Source organism: Streptomyces sp. LZ34 (assembly GCF_053890475.1).
Genome location: NZ_CM132680.1, coordinates 9,239,386 through 9,256,913, shown reverse-complemented (window position 1 = coordinate 9,256,913; position 17,528 = coordinate 9,239,386). Strand labels below are relative to the sequence as shown.

The following is a 17,528-nucleotide window of genomic DNA, read 5'->3' as shown; positions in this document are numbered from 1 at the left end:
CGGCGGGCACTGCCGCGAGGGCGCGGACGCCTGCGGCGGGCACGGCGAGGGCGCGGGCATCGGAGCCGCCCACCACCCGGCGGCCGCGCGCGCGGCGCCCGCGGCACCTACGCGCTCGCTTCTCCGCCCACGTGGCGAAAGCGCGGGCATCACCATCGCGCGCGCGTCGCTCACGGTGCGACCTCCTCGCGGATGCGCTCCGCGCCCCTCAGGCGGGCGGGGGCGGCGCGGCGGTTTTCGGCGATCTCTTCCTCCGTGGGGAGCTCCGCGCCGCGGGTGAGCAGTTTGAGGCGGGGCTGGTAGCGCTCGGGGACGACCGGCAGGCCGGGGGGCGCGGTGGACTCCGCGCCGGCTGCGAGTACCTGCTTGACCAGGCGGTCCTCGAGCGAGTGGTAGGAGAGGACGGCGATCCGGCCGCCGACCGCGAGGGTCGCGACGGCGGCCGGGATCGCGCGTTCCAGGACCGTGAGTTCGCCGTTGACCTCGATCCGCAGCGCCTGGAAGGTGCGCTTGGCGGGGTTGCCGCCGGTGCGCTTGGCCGCCTGCGGCAGGGCTGCACGGATCAGTTCGACCAGCCGGGCGCTGTTGCGGAACGGTTCCTTCGCGCGCTCGCGCACCACCGCGTCCACGATCTTCCTGGCGAACTTCTCCTCGCCATAGGTCCGCAGGATCCGCACCAGTTCGCCCGGCGGGTACGTGTTGAGCACCTCGGCCGCGCTGATCCCGGTCGTCTGGTCCATCCGCATGTCCAGCGGCGCGTCCTGCGCGTACGCGAAGCCACGCTCGGCCTCGTCCAGCTGCATGGAGGACACGCCGAGGTCGAAGAGGATCCCCTGGACACGCGGGATGCCGAGCCCGTCGAGGACCTCGGGGAGCTCGTCGTAGACGGCGTGGACGAGTGTCGCCCGGTCGCCGTAGGGGGCCAGCCGCGCGCCGGAGAGCTCGAGCGCCGCCGGGTCGCGGTCCAGGGCGACCAGCCTGGCCTCGGGGAAGGTGCGCAGCAGCGCCTCGCTGTGGCCGCCGAGGCCCAGCGTGCAGTCCACCACGACCGCTCCGGGCCGCGCCAGGGCGGGGGCGAGCATGTCCAGGCAGCGCTGGAGCATGACGGGGACGTGGAGAGCGTTGCTGCTCATGCGCTGCTCGTGCGCCCTTCTGAGGGTCGGGCGAGGAGGGCACGCACCGCCGGGTCCCCACCCGCTCTGAAGGGGAAGTGACCTACTGGCGCCGGGGAAGTGACGTCAGGCGGCCGGAGCGGGAGGAGGCCGAGTGGTACGTACGCACCGCGCTCACGCGAAAATCCGGGATCCTTGGGGAGCGTCGGGCCTCCCACTTCGCGCCACTTTAGTCCACTCGTCCCTTCGGTCAACCAACCGGCCAGCGTGCCCGGCGCGGGTGTCGAAGCCCGTCGAAACATGTGGCGCGGGCGCGCGGAGGCGCGGGCGCCGCCCGTGTGTGGTCCCTCACACGGGCGGCCGCGCGCCGGTCGATGCACCCGTTTGCCCTATCTAAAGAAAAGACAAAAACCCCTGGTGGAAGGTAGTGTCCCAGCTATGTCGATATCCGCGCCGCAGCCGCTGCCCCAGCCCACCGACAGCACCGACAGCGCCGACAGCGCCGCCCGCACGGGAGGTACCGTCACCGATCGCCTCGTAGAGGCCAACCGCCGCTATGCCGCCGAGTTCCAGGACCCCGGCATGGACGCCCGCCCCGTGCTGCGCGTCGCCGTGGTCGCCTGCATGGACGCGCGTCTCGATCTGCACGAGGCGCTCGGCCTGGAGCTGGGCGACTGCCACACCATCCGCAACGCGGGCGGTGTGGTCACCGACGACGTCATCCGCTCCCTGACGATCAGCCAGCGCGCGCTGGGCACCCGCAGCGTCGTGCTCATCCACCACACGGGCTGCGGCCTGCTGAACCTGACCGAGGACTTCCGGCACGATCTGGAGGCCGAGGTCGGCCAGCGGCCGTCGTGGGCGGTCGAGGCGTTCAAGGACCTCGACACCGACGTACGCCAGTCGATGCAGCGGGTGCGGACTTCTCCGTTCCTGCTCCACACGGATGATGTGCGCGGCTTCGTCTTCGACGTGACGACGGGTCTGCTGCGCGAGGTGGCGCCACGCGAGTGAGCCCGTTTTAACTCCTCAAAGCCTCCCAGTCCCGACAAATCACTCCGGGTTATCCACAGCCGAGTGACGAGATGAGGCAGGGACCGCAAGAATGCGTATGTGACATCACCCCCCGCGGTCTGCGGGGGGCCGATGTCAGCGTGTTGCGGTGGGCCGGTCCGTTCCGAGGGCAGCGGCCCGAGATCGGGCCGAGGAGGGCCGGGTGACGACCTATGACGAGCGAGCGAGCCTCAGCGATCTGACCACCACAGCGGAGCGGATCCGCAGGTCGGTGGAGGGTGTGATCGAGGGCAAGCCCGAGGTCGTGCGGCTTTCGCTGACCGTACTGCTCGCTGAGGGGCATCTCCTGCTGGAGGATGTCCCGGGCGTGGGAAAGACCATGCTTGCCAAGGCGCTCGCGAAGTCCATCGACTGTTCGGTGCGCCGTATCCAGTTCACGCCCGACCTGCTGCCGTCGGACATCACCGGTGTGAGCGTCTACGACCAGCAGCAGAAGGACTTCGAGTTCAAGCCGGGTGCGATCTTTTCCCAGATCGTCATCGGCGACGAGATCAACCGGGCCTCGCCCAAGACCCAGTCGGCGCTGCTGGAGTCGATGGAGGAGCGGCAGGTCACCATCGACGGGCAGACTTACGAGCTGCCGACCCCCTTCATGGTCGTGGCCACGCAGAACCCGATCGAGATGGAGGGCACCTACCCGCTGCCCGAGGCGCAGCGCGACCGCTTCATGGTGCGTGTCTCGATCGGCTATCCGAGCCCGCAGGCCGAGCTCCAGATGCTGGACATCCATGGCGGTGTCTCCCCGCTGGACGATCTACAGCCGGTGGCCCACGCCCATGAGATCGCCAAGCTCATCGAGGCGGTCCGCGAGGTCCATGTGGCCGAGGCGGTCCGGCGGTATGCGGTCGACCTGGTCTCCGCCACCCGCAACCACCCCGATCTGCGGCTGGGCGCGTCCCCTCGGGCGACGCTGCATCTGCTGCGGGCGGCCAAGGCGGCCGCGGCGCTGGCCGGGCGGGACTTCGCCCTGCCCGACGATGTGCAGTCGCTCGCCGTGGCCGTGCTGGCCCACCGGCTGCTGCCGACCGCACAGGCCCAGCTGAACCGGCGCACCGCGGAGCAGGTGGTCACGGACATCCTCCAGCGCACCCCGGTGCCCAGCGCGGCCCCCCGCGGCGTGGGCCAGGTGCCGCCCGGCGCGGCCCCGATGCCGCCGCCAGGGGCGCCGCTGCCGCCCGGCGCCGGTCCGATGCCCCCCGTGCCACCCGCGCCCCCGGTTGAGTACGGCCAGCAGCCGCCGGGCGCGCGGAGGCTGTGATGACGGCAGGGGGGATGCCCATGGTCCCCGGCGATGGCAACGGCGACGGCGACGGCCGCGAGGACCGGGGCGGGTTGCGCGCGGCGCTCGCCGGCCTGACCACCCGCGGCCGCTCGTTCCTGGCGGCCGGGGTGGCGGCCGCGGTGTGCAGCTATGTCCTGGGGCAGGCCGATCTGCTGCGGGTCGGGCTGCTGCTCGCGGCGCTGCCCCTGGTGTGCGTGGCCGTGGTCTACCGCACCCGTTACCGGGTGGCGGGCAGCAGACGGCTCTCCCCCGCGCGGGTCCCGGCGGGCTCGGAGGCCCGGGTGCATCTGCGTATCGACAATGTCTCGCGGCTGCCCACCGGTCTGCTGATGCTCCAGGACCGCGTGCCGTATGTGCTCGGGCCGCGGCCCCGCTTCGTACTGGACCGGGTGGAGCCGGGCGGGCGCCGCGAGGTGTCCTATCGGGTCCGCTCCGATCTGCGCGGCCGCTATCCGCTCGGCCCGTTGCAGCTGCGGCTGAACGACCCGTTCGGGATGTGCGAGCTCACCCGCTCCTTCAGCGCGTACGACACGCTGACGGTGGTGCCGCGGGTCGAGCCGCTGCCCCTGGTGCGCTTCACGGGTGAGGCCATGGGTTACGGCGACGGGCGGCACCGCTCGCTCGCGCTCGCGGGCGAGGACGACGTCATCCCGCGCGGCTACCGCCACGGCGACGACCTGCGCCGGGTCCACTGGCGGTCCACCGCGCGCTACGGCGAGCTGATGGTCCGCCGGGAGGAGCAGCCGCAGCGCGCCAGCTGCACGGTGCTGCTGGACACCCGGCAGGTGGCCCACCAGGGCTCAGGCCCGGACTCGGCCTTCGAATGGGCGGTCTCGGGAGCGGCCTCGGCCGCGGTGCACCTGCTGGAGCGGGGCTACGGGGTCCGGCTGCTGACCGACACCGGCAGCTCGGTGCCGGGCCCGGACAGCGGGGGCGGCTTCACCGGCTCGGGCCATGACTCGGCGGACACGGCCGGGCTGATGCTCGACACCCTCGCGGTGGTGGACCACTCCGAGGAGGCCGGGCTCTCCCGGTCCTACGAGGCGCTGCGCGGGGGCAACGAGGGACTGCTGGTGGCGTTCCTCGGCGATCTGGACGAGGAGCAGGCGACGATGGTCGGCCGGATGCGGCACCGCACCGGGACGGCGGTGGCGTTCGTCCTGGACGGCGCCGCCTGGTCCCGGGGCGCATGGGCCCCGGACCCGCACGGTCTGGAGGAGCGGCTGCGGATGCTGCGGGAGTCGGGGTGGACGGCGCTGCCGGTCTCCCCGGGCACCACGCTGGCGCAGCTGTGGCAGGAGGCCGACGCCCAGGGCGGCGTCCGGGCCGACGTCGGCCCGCCGCCGGCGGGCGGCGGTATGACAGGGGGCTGGGCATGAGCGGAAGCGTGCGACTGGCGATATGCGCCGCGCTGGCGACGGTGGCGGCGGCCTGCGCGCTGCTGCCGCTGGTCAACAAGCCCGGCTGGCTCGTGCAGGCCGGGCTGCTGCTGGCGATCCAGAGCACGGTGGGCGCGCTGGCCCGCCGGGTGCCGCTGGCGCGCCCGCTGACGCTGGCGGCACAGGCCGTGACGGGCCTGCTGCTGCTCACGGTCACCTTCGCGCGCCACGAGGCGCTCGCCGGGGTGCTCCCGAGCCCGCAGGCGTTCCAGGAGCTCGGGCGTCTGCTGGAGCAGGGCACGGTCGACGTGGGGCAGTACGCGATCCCGGCGCCGGTCACCGACGGCATCAAGCTGCTGCTGGTGGGCGGGGTGCTGGTGATAGGTCTTGTGGTCGACGCGCTCGCGGTGACCTACCGCAGCGCCGCCCCCGCCGGGCTGCCGCTGCTCGCGCTGTACTCGGTCGCGGCCGGCCTGTCCGACGGCGGCAGCGACTGGCTGTGGTTCCTGGTGGCGGCGGCCGGCTATCTGCTGTTGCTGCTGGCCGAGGGGCGGGACCGGCTGTCCCAGTGGGGCCGGGTGTTCAGCGGTGGCGCCCCGCGCCCGTACGGGATGGGGCCCTCGGGCCTGGCCGGGGCGGGCGGCAGCCCGGCGCTGGCCCCGGTTCGCACCGGCCGCAGGATCGGCGCGCTCGCGCTGGGCATCGCCCTGGCGGTGCCCGCGGTGCTGCCGTCCCTGGACGGCGGCCTGCTGGACGAGCAGAACGGCGGCGGTGGCGGGGGCGGGGGAAACGGCACGATCTCGGCGGTGAATCCGCTGGTGTCGTTGCAGGACAGCCTGAACCAGCCGCAGAACCGCGAGGTGCTGCGGTACCGCACCTCCTCCCAGACCACCCAGGACATGTATCTGCGGATCGTCGCGCTGGACAAGTTCGACGGGACGGCGTGGAAGTCCTCGGAGCGGCATGTCCAGGACGTGCCGGACAACCTGCCCACCCCGGCCGGTCTCGGCCCCTCCGTCCGTGTCTCCTCGGTCGACACCACCATCCAGGCCGCCGACTGGTACGCGCAGAACTGGCTGCCCCTCCCCTACCCGGCCACCAAGGTCGATATCGACGGCCGCTGGCGCTATGAGCCGGAGGGCCGGACGCTGGTCGGCGACCGGGGACAGACCACCCGCGGTGCGCGGTACCAGGTCAACAGCCTGGTCGTGGAGCCGACGGCGGCGCAGCTGGCCGCCGCGCCACAGCCGGCGGCGAAGCTGCTGCGGGAGTACACCGAGGTACCGGACTCGCTGCCGCCCGTCGTCGCCCGCACGGCGCGCCAGGTGACCGCGGGCGCCTCGAACGCGTATGAGCAGGCGGTGAAGCTCCAGGACTGGTTCGCCGTGAGCGGCGGCTTCCGCTACGACACGCGGGTGCAGTCGGGCAGTGGCTCGGCCGCCATCGTCAAGTTCCTCCAGCAGAAGGAGGGCTTCTGCGTCCACTTCTCCTTCTCCATGGCGGCCATGGCCCGCACGCTGGGCATCCCGGCCCGGGTGGCCGTCGGGTTCACCCCCGGCACGGCGCAGGCCGACGGTTCGGTGTCGGTCGGGCTCAAGGACGCCCACGCCTGGCCCGAGCTGTACTTCGAGGGCGTCGGCTGGACCCGTTTCGAGCCCACCCCCAGCCGCGGCACCCCGCCCGACTACACGATGGAGCAGCCGCCCTCCGGCGACTCCACCGATGACCCGACGCAGGCGCCCACCGCGTCCGACGAGCCGTCGGTCGCGCCGTCGGCGTCGGACAGCTGCGCGCAGGACATGAAGAAGCTCGGCGAGTGCGGCGGGGCCCCGGGCCAGCAGCCCGACAGGCCCTCCTCGAGCGGCGGCTGGTCGGTCAGCAAGCAGATCGGCTGGAGTTCGTTCGCGGCGCTGCTGCTGGTGGTGCCCCTGCTGCCGATGCTGTGGCGGCAGCGGCTCCGGGCCCGCAGACTGAGCGGCTCGGGCGGGCGCACCGAGCAGGACGCGGCCGACCGGGTCCTGGCGGCCTGGCGGGAACTGCTCGATACCGCCTGGGATTTCGGGATCGTGCCGGACGACTCCCAGACCTCGCGCAACGCGGTGGGCCGCATCGTGCGGATGGCGGAGCTCGACCATGAGGCGGCCGAGGCGGCCCGGCGGGTGGCCGAGGCGGTCGAGCAGGTGCTGTTCGCGCCGCGGCCGCGCCCGGCGCCGGGCGTCGGGGACGAGGTGCGGCTGGTGCTGGCCGGATTCCGGGCCAAGGCCGGGCGATGGGGCCGGCTGCGGGCGCTGCTGGCCCCGCGGTCGGCGGTCCGGGTGGTGTGGGCGGCCTCGGCTCGCTGGTCCACGCTGGTCGAGCGGTGGGGCGCGCCCCGGTGGGCACGGTGGGTGTCCGAGCTGCGGGGCGGCCCCAGCCGCCAGCGGGGCTGACGGGGGACGAGGGACGCGAAAGCGAGGCGAGGGGCGGCCGCCGGATGGCGACCGCCCCTCGCTCGTGCTGTGTCCCGCTCTATGACGTGTGCGCTTGCTTGTGCGCGCTTCTGTATGCGTCTGTATGCGTCTGTATGCGTCGCGCGGAGGCCACGCGGCGGAGCCGACTCCGGCGCGTGGTCGACCGTCAACAGGGGCCGAGGCACTCCGGCGGGAGCGCCTCCCAGCGGTCAGCCGGGGGAGAACCGAGCCCTAGTGGCCCTGCTCATCGCGGCGGCGCTGCCAGCGCTCCTCGATCCGGCTCATCATGGAGCGGCGCTGACGGCTCTGGCGACGGGCCGCGGGCCCGCCCCCGCCCGCCTGGGGCCGCTCGCCGGGCTTGGGCGCCTTGCGCCAGCCGGTCACCGCGAGCCCGGCACATCCCAGCATGACGAGGAACCCCACCACGCTGATCCAGATCTGCTGCGGAATGATCACGCCGACCATCAGGAGCGCAACGCCCACCAGAAAGCCCGCGATCGCCTGATAGACCCGTCGCCGGGTGTACGTGCGCAGGCCGCTGCCCTCAAGCGCTGTCGCGAACTTGGGGTCTTCGGCGTACAGCGCTCGCTCCATTTGCTCGAGCATGCGCTGCTCGTGCTCCGAGAGCGGCACGGAGTCCTCCTACTCGTCGGTCGCGGGGGGCGACCGGGGTGCGACCCTTTCAGGATAGGCAGGGAATCGCCCCCGTGAAACCCGCCCCTCTGCGCCAATTCGTCACCGATACGCGCGTGGCGTTTGTTGACGCTGAGACGTGCATTCCCCTCCCGCCGATCCGCCATGCCGGACGGTGTACTCCGATCATACGGGGACAGGCGGCCGATCGGGGGGCCTGTGGCCTACTCCACCTGCGCCGTCCGTCATGCGGTCACGCAGGTCGGAGGGGGCGGTAGCGGTCAGTCGCGCTCCGCGAGCACATGCAGCTGGGTGGCGACGGAGTGGAAGGCGGGCAGTTCGGCGGCGGCGGCCTCCAGTTGCAGCAGGGCCTCCACGGCGTCCGGCTCGGTGTCGACCAGCACGCCCGGCACCAGATCGGCGAAGACCCGCACCCCGTGCACCGCGCCGACCTCCAGGCCCGCCGCCGTGACCAGTCCGGTCAGTTGCTCGGGGGTGAAGCGGCGGGGCATCGGGTCGCCGGCGCCCCAGCGGCCGGCCGGATCGGCAAGCGCTTGCCGGGCCTCGGTGAAGTGGCCGGCCAGCGCCCGGGCGAGCACGGCACCGCCGAGGCCCGCGGCGAGCACGCTGAGGGTGCCGGCCGGGCGCAGGGCCGCCACGGCGTTCCCCAGGCCCTCGGCCGGATCGTCGACGTACTCCAGCACGCCATGGCACAGCACCACGTCATAGCCGCCGCGCTCGGCCACCTCGAACAGGTCGGCGGCATCGCCCTGGACCCCCCGCACCCGGTCGGCGACCCCGGCCTCGGCGGCCCGCCGCTCCAGCGCGAACAGCGCGTTGGGGCTGGGGTCGACCACCGTGACGCGGTGGCCGAGGCGGGCGACCGGCACCGCGAAGTTGCCGCTGCCGCCTCCGGTGTCGAGCACGTCCAGCACACCGGGCACTCGGCCGCCACCGCCGGAGCCCGGGCCCACCGCCTTGACCCGGCGGTCCAGGGCGTCTCTGAGGACCTCCCACACCACGGCGGTACGGAGGGACGCGCGGGGGCGCAGCGGGTCTGACACGGTGGGTGGCTCCTCGGCGCGGTGCCGCCACCGCCTGCGGCGGAGGCGACGAGTTACTGACGTCGGCGCTACCAGCCTATTGCCTCTGCCGCGATGCTCCCCCAGCTACCGCTGGGAGGTGCCCCCTCCCGGCTACCGCTGGGAGGTGCCCCCTGCGCCGGTCCGAGGGCCGCGCCCCCGGGCCTCCCTCCCAGGCCCTCGACCGACGCGCCCGGGACCCGGCGGGCGCTCCCGGGCGCCCGGGCCGTGGCTACGCGCCCTCCTTCCCGCCGGGCGCGGTCGCCTGCGGCTGCTGGGTCAGGGCGGGCTGAAGGGCCAGCATCCGCTCGACCAGGCGCAGGAACATCGCGACGGCGCGCAGCAGATCGTCCGCGTCCCGGCAGGTCGCCGCGCCCGGTATACCCGCCTCGGCGCGGGCCCTGCGATCGGCGCCCGAGGCGAACAGGGCGCTCCACTCGGTCAGTTCGGGGGCGACTTCGGGCAGCACTTCCCAGGCGCTGCGGATCCGCGCGCGGCGGCGCACGGTGGGCTCGGGGCGGCCACGCACGGCGAGCACGGCGGCCGCCGTGCGCAGGGCGGCCAGGTGGGCGGTGGCGAAGCGCTCGTTGGCGGTCTCCAGTCCGGCGGCCTCCTCCAGGCCGTGGTGGGCCTGGGTGAGCAGGTCGAGCGCGGCGGGCGGCGCGGACGCGCGGCGCAGCACGGGGTGGACATCGCTCGCGGGACCGGTCAACGAAGGGGCAGGGGCGGCGGCACGGTGCCGGCGCGCTGCGGCGGTACTGGCCATGACGAACCTCCTGTCGTCGCGTGGCGGCCGGTTATGTGGTAAGGCGACCGCCGTATGGCCCCATCGTGGGGCACACCACTGACAATCGACTCTGACCTGCGCGAACGTCCCGGAACGGCGTGCTCCTCGCGCGGCCGCACCCGGAGCTGAGCCTGTGATCGTCTCGGGAACGGGCCTGTGAGCGGGACCACTTGGGCAGCGGGCACAATCAGCGCCATGGACAGCAGCAGCACGCGTCGCCAGGCCACCCGGCAGAAGCTTTTCGAGGCAGCGGTCACCCTCATCGCGGAGCAGGGGTTCTCCTCCACCACCGTGGACGAGATCGCCGAGCGGGCCGGAGTGGCCAAGGGCACGGTCTACTACAACTTCGCGAGCAAGACCGTGCTCTTCGAAGAGCTGCTGCGGCACGGCATCGAGCTGCTGACCGCCTCGCTCCAGAGTGCCGCCGACGAGACGGCCGAGCGCGGCGGCAGCCATGTCGACGCGCTGGACGCGATGGTCCGCGCGGGGCTGCACTTCATCGCGCGCTACCCCTCGTTGACCCAGCTGTACGTCGCCGAGCTGTGGCGCACCAACCGCGCCTGGCAGCCCACGCTGATGGTGGTGCGGCGGCAGGCGATCGCGGTGATCGAGTCGGTGCTGCGGGAGTGCGTGGCCGCGCGGGAGTTGGGCGAGGACATCGACATCCCGCTGACCGCCTCGGCGCTGTTCGGGATGGTGCTGGTGGCGGCCCTGGACTGGCAGTCGTACCAGCCGGAGCGGTCGCTGGACGATGTGCACGCCGCGCTGTCCCGGCTGCTCCAGGGGCGCCTGGGCGGAGCCCAGGCTATGGGGGTCGGAGCCCAGGCTATGGGGGTCGGAGCCCAGGCTATGGGGGTCGGAGCCCAGGCTATGGGGGTCGGAGCCCAGGCCATGGGCGTCGGAGCCCCGGCCCAGGGTCTCGGAGCCCCGACAGAGGGCGCCCGAACCCCGGGCTGAGTCGGGCCCGGCGCTCCGGAGAGGCCCGGACGGCCCAGAAAGGCTCCCCCGGCTACCGCTGGGGGTGCCCGCTGTTCTGGTGCGGTCCGAACCCCGATCGATCCGCGCCAAAACAGGGGGTGCCCCCAGCTTTGGCCGGGGGAGCCTCCCCCCGTGGTCCCCCGCGATTCCCCCGGGGGACTCTCCCCGTCTCGGACAGGTCGCCACGCCGTTCCGCCGCCCCGTGTCGGCGGTCCGGCGCCGCGCCCCTTCCGCGCCCACCACTCTCCCGTCCGCGCAGGTCATGGCCCATCCGCGCGGCTACTCATCTGTCCGACTAGGTACACCTACTCAAGCCCTGGGCGCTCGTCCCCAGGCCGCGGTGCCCGGTGTCGGTGGCGGCGGATAAAGTCGCGGTCATGGCACGGATTGCGGTGATCGGCGCTGGGATGGGCGCCATGGCGGCCGCCGCCCGGCTGGCCGTCGCAGGCCACCAGGTGGCGGTGTACGAGCGCGGGCGGACCCATGGCGGCGGGGTCGGGCGGTTCGAGCGGGACGGCTTCGCCTTCGACACCGGCCCCGGGCTGCTCCATCTGCCCGCCGTCTATCGCGATCTGTTTGTGAAGACCGGCAAGGAAACCCTGGAGCAGTGTGTCGAGCTGGCCCAGGTCGACCCCGCGAGCAGGCATGTCTTCGCCGATGGCACGGATCTCCCGCTGCCCAACGCCTCGCGGGCGGGGGTCGTCCGGGCGCTGGACGACGCCTTCGGCGCGGGCGCGGGCGAGCGCTGGAGCGACCTGGTCAACCGGGCGCGCGAGGCCTGGGACGCCACCCGCAGACCGCTGCTCGAGGAGCCGCTGCGCGCGGACTGGCAGGCCCTGGGCCGCGACCCGTATCCGGCGCCGGCCCGCCGCGGGGTCTCCGGGTGGTTCCGGCGGGACGGCGGGGCCACCCGGAGACCCGCCACGCTCGCCGATGTGGCGCGCCGCGAGCTGAAGGATCCCAGGGCCGTCGCCCTGCTGGAGAGCCACGCGCTCGCGCACAGCCTCGATCCGCGCACCGCTCCGGCCGGTGCCGCGGTGCTGCCCTATCTGGAGCAGACCTTCGGCACCTGGTATGCGCGTGGCGGAATGCGGGCGCTGGCCGACGCGGTGTACGAGCGCTGCCGGGCCCGGAAGGTGCGGTTCAGCTTCGGCGCCGAGGTCGTCGGCATCGTCGAGAAGGACGGGCGCGCGGCGGGCGTGGAGCTGGCGGACGGCTCGGTGGCGGAGGCGGACGCGGTGGTGGCCGGCATCGACCCGGCGCTGCTGCCCGCGCTGCTGGGCGGGGCCGAGCCGTGGCGCGACGGGGATGTGCGCCCCGCCGCCGTGCCCGGCGGCGGGGCGGCGGGGCGGCTCACGGTCTTCCTCGCGCTGCGCGGCGCGCGCCCCCGGGGCGCGGCGCACCGCACCGTGGTGCACGCCCCGGACCGCGACGCGGAGCTGGCGGCGGTCTTCGGCAAGGCAGGCGAGGCAGGCGCGCCCGGTAGGCCCGGCGAGCCCGGTGACGGCCTCGGGACGCGCGAGCCGTGCCCCCGCCCGACGGTGACCGTGCTGCGCCCGGACGACCCCACGACCCGCCCCGACGAGGACCACGAGGCCGTCACGCTCACCGCGACCGTCGCCCCGCACGGGCCGGTGGACTGGATCGACGGCACGGCCGCCGCGGAGGACGCGGACCGGCTGGTGGCGGCCGCCGAGGCGGCGATACCGGGCCTGCGCGACCGGCTCCTGTGGCGCGAGGTGCGCACCCCCGCCGACACCGCCGCGGACACCGGCGCCGCGGGCGGCGCCGTGCCCGGACCCGCGCTGGCCGGCGCGGCGGGCCGCTTTCTGCGCCCCGCGAACCTGACCCGGCTGCCGGGCCTGTACCTGGCGGGCGGCTGGGCGCATCCGGGCGGCGGGCTGGCCCATGCGGGAATGTCCGGCGCGATGGTGGCCGGGCTGATCGTCGACGGCGCGGACTGGCGCGGCTCGCAGTGACCACGGTGGTGATGCGGCGGTGACCCGGCGGGGCGGCGGCTGACGCGGCGGGGCGGCGCGGGGATCTCCCCACGCCGCCCCGTCGAAGAGCTGGTCGAAGAACTGTCAGTAGCGGTACCGCTCGTCGTAGCCGCCGTTGTTGTAGTCCTGCTGCTGGTAGGGGTACGGCGGCTGGTCCTGCGGCTGGTCCTGCGGGAGCCCCGTGTCACCGTCGCGCTGCTGAGGGACCCACCCCCCGCCGGGCTGCATCCCGGCGTCGGGGGCGTACTGCTGCTGCCCGCCGTAGGAGGGCTCCGCGGCGTAGTGGTCGCCGAGGCCGCCGCTGCCGTACTGGTCCTGACCGTAGGCGGCGTACTGCCCGGCGTACTGCTGGTGCTGGTCGGCGTACTGCTGATCGCCCTGCTGCTCGTACCCCTGCTGCTGGGAGCCGCCGTACGGGTCGGTGTAGCCCGCGTAGGCCCCGGCGCCGTAGCCGTACTGCCCGGCGTCCGCGTAGATGTCCTGGCCGTTGCTGTGGCCCTGGGCGGCGTCCGCGTAGACGGCCTGGCCGTCCGGGGTGCCGTAGCCGCCGTAGCTCTCATAGCCGCCGTAGCCACCGGCCCCGGCGCCCTGTGCGGCCTGCGTGGCGAAGTCGCCGTAGACGCCGTACTCGCCCGTGTCGTCGGGCAGCGGCTGCGGCTGGTACGCGGGCGGCTCCGGTGCGGCCATCGGGACCGCCTCCAGGTCGGAGACCTCCAGCGTCGGCTCGGCGTCCACCGCGGGCGGGGCGCTCTCGCGCTCCCCGCGGCTGAGGCCCGGCAGCCCGTGCAGCGCCCACCCGGCGACAAAGCCGCGCCGGAAGGACAGCGTGACGTACGTCTGGCCGACCGCGAAGGCGATCGCCCCCGCGCCGATCACCGGCACGGACGGGATGACCACCCCGGCCACCACGCCGAGGAAACCGGTGAAGGCGAGGAGCCGCCAGCGCAGCCGCGCCTTGTACTGCAGCAGTACCTCTCCCAGCAGCCACAGCGCGACGACACCGAACGCGATGTAGAGGACCGTCCAGCCCATGCCCGCCCCTCTCGTGCGGCCGCCCCTCGGCTGCCGTCCTCAGGACCGCTGATGCAGTCCCAGATTCTCGTAGATCTCCAGTGTCGCCGGGGAGTGGTTCAGCGTAATGAAGTGAAGCCCGGGGATCTCCTCAGCCATCAACCGCGCGCACAACTGCGTGGCGTAGTCGATCCCGATCGAGCGTACAGCCGCCGCGTCGTCCTTGACCGCCAGGATCCGCTCCGCGAGGTCCGGCGGGAAGGCGGCGTTGCTCAGCTGCGCGAACCGTTCGATCTGCTTCACGTTTGTGACGGGCATGATCTCAGGGATGATCGGCGTCGTACAGCCCGTGGCGGCGACCCGGTCGCGCAGCCGCAGATAGTCCTCGGGGTAGAAGAACATCTGGGTGATCGCGAAGTCCGCGCCCGCGCGGCACTTGTCCACGAAGTGGCCGATTTCGGTGTCCCAGTCCGACGAGCGCGGATGCATCTCGGGGAAGGCCGCGACGCCGACGCAGAAGTCCCCCGACTCCTTGATGAGTTCGACCAGTTCGGCGGCGTAGGTGACGCCGTCGGGGTGGCGGACCCACTCGCCCATCGGGTCGCCGGGCGGGTCGCCGCGCAGCGCGAGCATGTTGCGGATCCCGGCGCCCGCGTACTGCCCGATGATGTTGCGGAGTTCGGCGCGGGAGTGGTTGACGGCGGTGAGGTGGGCGACCGGGGTGAGTGTGGTGTCGGTCGCGATGCGCTCGGTGACGCGCACGGTCCCCTCACGGGAGGAGCCGCCCGCGCCGTAGGTCACGGAGACGAAGGTCGGTGAGACGGCTTCGAGCCGACGGATGGCGTTCCACAGAGTCTGTTCGCCCTTCTCCGTCTTCGGCGCGAAGAATTCGAAGGAGTACGACTGCTCGCCTGATGCGAGCAGATCACGCACCGTTCGTGCGCGATCTGTCCTGGTGGAAGCTGTACCAAGGGCCATACGGGAAGGTTAGCCAGCGGTTCGGCGCACGCCCAGCGGACGGAGGTGTTATGCCCCTTTCGCCGGGCTTTGGTCCGCACTGCGGACACTTTGCCGACGACGAGCGGGGCGACGCGCCCCTCACAGGGCGTGGGCGCGCACCCGCTTGGCCAGCTCGGCGGCGGCCGCCCCGGGGTCCTCGGCCTCGGTGATCGCCCGCACCACCACGACCCGCCGTGCGCCCGCCTCCACCACCTCGTCCAGGTTCGACGCGTCGATTCCGCCGATGGCGAACCAGGGCCGGGCGGGCTTCAGGGCGGCGGTGTGGCGCACCAGCGACAGGCCCGGGGCGGGCCGCCCCGGCTTGGTGGGGGTGGGCCAGCAGGGCCCGGTGCAGAAGTAGTCGACGCCCGGCTCGGCGGCCGCGGCCTCTGCCTCGGCCGGCGCGTGGGTGGACCGCCCGATCAGCACGTCCGCGCCGAGGATCGCGCGCGCCGCCGGGACCGGCAGGTCGCCCTGGCCCAGGTGCAGCACGTCGGCGCCGACGGCGTGGGCGACGTCCGCCCGGTCGTTGACCGCCAGCAGCTTGCCGTGGCGGCGGCAGGCGTCGGCGAACACCGCGAGGTGGTCGAGCTCCTCGCGGGCCTCCATGCCCTTGTCGCGCAGCTGGACGATGTCCACCCCCGATCCCAGGACGGCGTCCAGGAACTCCGGCAGATCGCCCTGGCGCCGGCGCGCGTCGGTGCACAGATAGAGCCGGGCGTCGGCGAGCTGCTCGCGGGCGGTGGTGGCGGCCATCGGGACGGCTTTCCCCCTGGGTCGGCGGCGTGTCTGCCGCGTTGTGGCGGTGGCGGTGTGTCGGCGGCGTACGGACCGGAGCGGCCGGCCCGTACGCCGCGGGTGATGAATCAGGCAGTACGGATGAGCGGTACGGATGAGACGGGTATGGGTCAGACGGGTATGGGTCAGACGGTACGGGTCAGACGGTACGGAGGGCGCGGCGGTGGGTCAGCCGTGGCTCAGACGGCGAGCGCCTGGGCGCGGCGCTTGACCTCGGTGCCGCGATTCTCGTGCAGGGCCTGGGCCGGGGTGCCGGGCAGGCTCGGGTCCGGGGTGAAGAGCCACTCCAGCATTTCTTCGTCGCTGAAGCCGTCGTCCTTCAGCAGCGTCAGAGTGCCCACCAGGCCCTTGACGACCTTTCCGTCACCGATGAACTCGGTGGGCACCTGGAGCACGTGGTTCTCGCCACGGCGCACCGCGATCAGCTGACCCTCCTTGACCAGCTGCCGCACGCGCGTCACCTCGACACCGAGCCGTTCGGCGACGTCGGGGAGGGTGAGCCAGGCGGGGACGAGAGCATCGATCTTTGCGTCAATCTCGGTCACGGGACAAGCCTGCCATCTGGGACTGACAGTGGGTAGTCGGGCGCCGGGCACCGGCGCCGGTACGCCGCCGTCCGCCGGCCCTCGGCCGAGGTCACCGCCGGGGCGCGCCGGGGGTCACAGGACCGCCGACTTGAGCGGCACCGACGGGTCCGCGGCGTGGACGCGGTCCAGCCGGGAGCCCTGTTCGATCAGCTTGCGGCCCTGGGCCAGATCGCGCGGACGGCCGACGGCCAGCAGGGCGACCAGCGCCCCCTCGCGCAGCCAGCACACCGACCAGGCCGCGCCCTGCGGGTCGCCGCGCCAGACGAGTTCGTCGGCGGCGGCGTGGTGGCCCACGTACTGCACGAAGCGGCCGAACTGCTCGGACCAGAAATACGGCACCGGGTCGTAGACCGAACCGGTGAAGTGCGCGGTCCGGCTGCCGACCACATTGGCGGCGACGGTGCGCGGCCCCTGGAGGGCGTTGTCCCAGTGGTGCACCAGCAGCCGCTCGCCGTAGCGGCCGGAGGGGAACGACGCACAGTCGCCGACGGCGTAGACGTCGGGCGCCGAGGTGCGCAGCTGTTCGTCGGCGGCCACGGACCGGTCCGGGGCCAGCTCGACGCCCGAGCCCGCCAGCCAGCCTGTGGCGGGCCGCGCCCCGATGCCGACGACCACCGCGTCCGCGTGCAGCCGGGTGCCGTCTTCGAGCAGCACCCCCTGCTCGTCCACGGCGGCCACCTGCGCGCCGGTGACCAGCTCGACGCCGTAGTCGGCGTACCAGCCCGCCATGGGGGCCGCGACCTCGGCCGGGAGGGCGCCCGCCAGCGGACGGTCCGCGGCCTCCACGACGGTCACGGCACAGCCCGCCTCGCGCGCCGCCGTGGCGAACTCCGCGCCGATCCAGCCCGCCCCGACCACCACGATCTCGCGCTGCCCGGCGAGCACCGGGCGCAACCGCTCCGCGTCGTCGAGCGTGCGCAGCAGATGCACACCGGGCGCGCCCTCGCCACCGGGCAGGGTGATCGGCTCGGCGCCGGTGGCGATCACCAGGACGTCGTACGGCACCGGGCCCGACGCGGTCTCCAGCCGCCGCGCGCCGGTGTCCAGACCGGTGACGGACACCCCGAGCCGCAGCTCGACGCCGAGCGCGGCGAAGTCCACGTCGAAGGCCGAGCCCTCGGCCTTGCCGAGCAGCACGGCTTTGGACAGCGGCGGCCGGTCGTACGGCTGGTGCGCCTCGGCGCCGAGCAGCAGAATGCCGCCGGTCCAGCCCTGGTCGCGCAGCGCGACGGCGGTCTGCACCCCGGCCATTCCCGCGCCGACGATCACCACCTGCTGCCCGCTGCCTCCCGGGGACGCCGACTTCGTCGTCTCATCGCTCACACGATCACTGTAGGGCGGCGCGCGGGGCCCACC

The 17,528-nt window shown here is 73.7% G+C and carries 14 protein-coding genes and 1 pseudogene; 6 read left to right on the top strand and 9 right to left on the bottom strand.

What is annotated here, in order from left to right; all coding sequences use genetic code 11:
* Positions 1-170 precede the first annotated feature (170 nt).
* Complete coding sequence (rsmH, locus tag ACWY4P_RS39425; protein ID WP_456205404.1) at positions 171-1,133, bottom strand: 16S rRNA (cytosine(1402)-N(4))-methyltransferase RsmH; 963 nt, start codon at positions 1,131-1,133, stop codon at positions 171-173.
* A 417-nt stretch (positions 1,134-1,550) separates the two neighbouring features.
* Here rsmH and ACWY4P_RS39420 point away from each other — a divergent pair, with 417 nt between their 5' ends.
* From ACWY4P_RS39420 to ACWY4P_RS39405, 4 genes are all read left to right on the top strand, one after another.
* The gene (locus tag ACWY4P_RS39420; protein ID WP_456205403.1) at positions 1,551-2,126 is read left to right on the top strand and encodes a beta-class carbonic anhydrase; all 576 of its coding nucleotides are present in this window, start codon (positions 1,551-1,553) and stop codon (positions 2,124-2,126) included.
* A gap of 202 nt (positions 2,127-2,328) precedes the next feature.
* Positions 2,329-3,444: an AAA family ATPase gene (locus ACWY4P_RS39415; protein WP_456205401.1), complete on the top strand. Its 1,116-nt coding sequence runs from the start codon at positions 2,329-2,331 to the stop codon at positions 3,442-3,444.
* Positions 3,444-4,847 carry a DUF58 domain-containing protein gene (locus ACWY4P_RS39410; protein ID WP_456205400.1) on the top strand — a complete coding sequence of 468 codons (1,404 nt, stop codon included), beginning with the start codon at positions 3,444-3,446 and terminating at the stop codon, positions 4,845-4,847. Before ACWY4P_RS39415 ends, ACWY4P_RS39410 begins: the two co-directional genes overlap by 1 nt.
* The gene (locus ACWY4P_RS39405; protein WP_456205398.1) at positions 4,844-7,276 is read left to right on the top strand and encodes a transglutaminase family protein; all 2,433 of its coding nucleotides are present in this window, start codon (positions 4,844-4,846) and stop codon (positions 7,274-7,276) included. Before ACWY4P_RS39410 ends, ACWY4P_RS39405 begins: the two co-directional genes overlap by 4 nt.
* Before the next feature lie 252 nt (positions 7,277-7,528).
* Here ACWY4P_RS39405 and ACWY4P_RS39400 read toward each other — a convergent pair whose 3' ends face one another.
* The 3 genes from ACWY4P_RS39400 to ACWY4P_RS39390 all read right to left on the bottom strand — a co-directional run bounded on the left by ACWY4P_RS39400 (position 7,529) and on the right by ACWY4P_RS39390 (position 9,778).
* Complete coding sequence (locus ACWY4P_RS39400; protein ID WP_014180435.1) at positions 7,529-7,930, bottom strand: DUF3040 domain-containing protein; 402 nt, start codon at positions 7,928-7,930, stop codon at positions 7,529-7,531.
* Between the two features lie 281 nt (positions 7,931-8,211).
* A complete protein-coding gene (locus ACWY4P_RS39395; RefSeq protein ID WP_456205397.1) occupies positions 8,212-8,994 on the bottom strand; it encodes a methyltransferase in 783 nt (260 codons plus the stop codon).
* Positions 8,995-9,244: 250 nt separating this feature from the next.
* Complete coding sequence (locus ACWY4P_RS39390; RefSeq protein WP_456205395.1) at positions 9,245-9,778, bottom strand: SAV_6107 family HEPN domain-containing protein; 534 nt, start codon at positions 9,776-9,778, stop codon at positions 9,245-9,247.
* Positions 9,779-9,994: 216 nt separating this feature from the next.
* Between ACWY4P_RS39390 and ACWY4P_RS39385 the strand changes: the two are divergent.
* Together ACWY4P_RS39385 and ACWY4P_RS39380 are read left to right on the top strand one after the other, a co-directional pair.
* Positions 9,995-10,597, top strand: a pseudogene (locus tag ACWY4P_RS39385) (TetR/AcrR family transcriptional regulator); the annotation flags it as partial.
* A gap of 557 nt (positions 10,598-11,154) precedes the next feature.
* On the top strand, positions 11,155-12,756 hold the full coding sequence (locus ACWY4P_RS39380) for a phytoene desaturase family protein (protein ID WP_456205394.1): 1,602 nt from the start codon (positions 11,155-11,157) through the stop codon (positions 12,754-12,756).
* A gap of 105 nt (positions 12,757-12,861) precedes the next feature.
* Here the strand turns inward: ACWY4P_RS39380 and ACWY4P_RS39375 are convergent, their stop codons facing one another.
* The 5 genes from ACWY4P_RS39375 to ACWY4P_RS39355 all read right to left on the bottom strand — a co-directional run bounded on the left by ACWY4P_RS39375 (position 12,862) and on the right by ACWY4P_RS39355 (position 17,423).
* Complete coding sequence (locus ACWY4P_RS39375; RefSeq protein ID WP_456205392.1) at positions 12,862-13,809, bottom strand: hypothetical protein; 948 nt, start codon at positions 13,807-13,809, stop codon at positions 12,862-12,864.
* 39 nt (positions 13,810-13,848) lie between these two features.
* Entirely contained in the window at positions 13,849-14,766 is a 918-nt protein-coding gene (metF, locus tag ACWY4P_RS39370; RefSeq protein WP_456205391.1) for a methylenetetrahydrofolate reductase [NAD(P)H], read from the bottom strand.
* A 120-nt stretch (positions 14,767-14,886) separates the two neighbouring features.
* Positions 14,887-15,543, bottom strand: a complete 657-nt coding sequence (thiE, locus tag ACWY4P_RS39365) for a thiamine phosphate synthase (protein WP_456205390.1) — start codon at positions 15,541-15,543, stop codon at positions 14,887-14,889.
* 221 nt (positions 15,544-15,764) lie between these two features.
* Positions 15,765-16,130: an Rv2175c family DNA-binding protein gene (locus ACWY4P_RS39360; protein WP_456205388.1), complete on the bottom strand. Its 366-nt coding sequence runs from the start codon at positions 16,128-16,130 to the stop codon at positions 15,765-15,767.
* 114 nt (positions 16,131-16,244) lie between these two features.
* The gene (locus ACWY4P_RS39355; protein WP_456213211.1) at positions 16,245-17,423 is read right to left on the bottom strand and encodes an NAD(P)/FAD-dependent oxidoreductase; all 1,179 of its coding nucleotides are present in this window, start codon (positions 17,421-17,423) and stop codon (positions 16,245-16,247) included.
* Between the last annotated feature and the right edge of the window lie 105 nt (positions 17,424-17,528).